Annotated in this window: 1 pseudogene; it reads left to right on the top strand. The window is 70.1% G+C overall.

Annotated features, from left to right (window positions below):
- Positions 1-32: 32 nt before the first annotated feature.
- Positions 33-521 (top strand): annotated as a pseudogene (locus EN949_RS35595) (hypothetical protein); the annotation flags it as partial.

Here is a 521-nt window from a genome sequence, read left to right as displayed (position 1 = left end):
GCGGCAGTGGCGGCAAGGCGGGTAAAGGCGGCGTGGTCGACGCGACCGTCGGCGGCACCGTCAACACCTCGGGGGATCGGTCGACCGGCATCGTTGCCCAATCGATCGGCGGCGGCGGCGGCAATGGCGGCTTTTCCGGCGCTGCCAGCTTCGGCGCCAGTGTGGGTGTCGGCGGCAGTGGCGCAGGCGGCGGCGATGCCGATGCCGTCACGCTGCGCACGGCTGATGGCGCGATGCAATCGATCACCACGGACGGCGCGGATTCGGCCGGCCTGATCGTGCAGTCGGTCGGCGGCGGCGGCGGCAATGGCGGCTTTTCCGGCACACTGTCGGCGATTGCCGGCTTCGGCATGGGGGGAAGAGGCGGCGCGGCCGGCAAGGGCGTGGCGACGGAAGCCACCTATAATGGTTCGGTCGAGACTTTCCGCGAAAGGTCGGCCGGTATCATCGTGCAATCGATCGGTGGCGGTGGCGGAAATGGCGGCGGCCAGTTCGGCCTGAGCGTCAACGCAAGCGTGGGC

The organism is Mesorhizobium sp. M7A.F.Ca.US.007.01.2.1, assembly GCF_003998165.1.
Taxonomy (GTDB): Bacteria; Pseudomonadota; Alphaproteobacteria; order Rhizobiales; family Rhizobiaceae; genus Mesorhizobium; species Mesorhizobium ciceri.
This window is presented reverse-complemented; position numbering and strand designations above follow the sequence as displayed.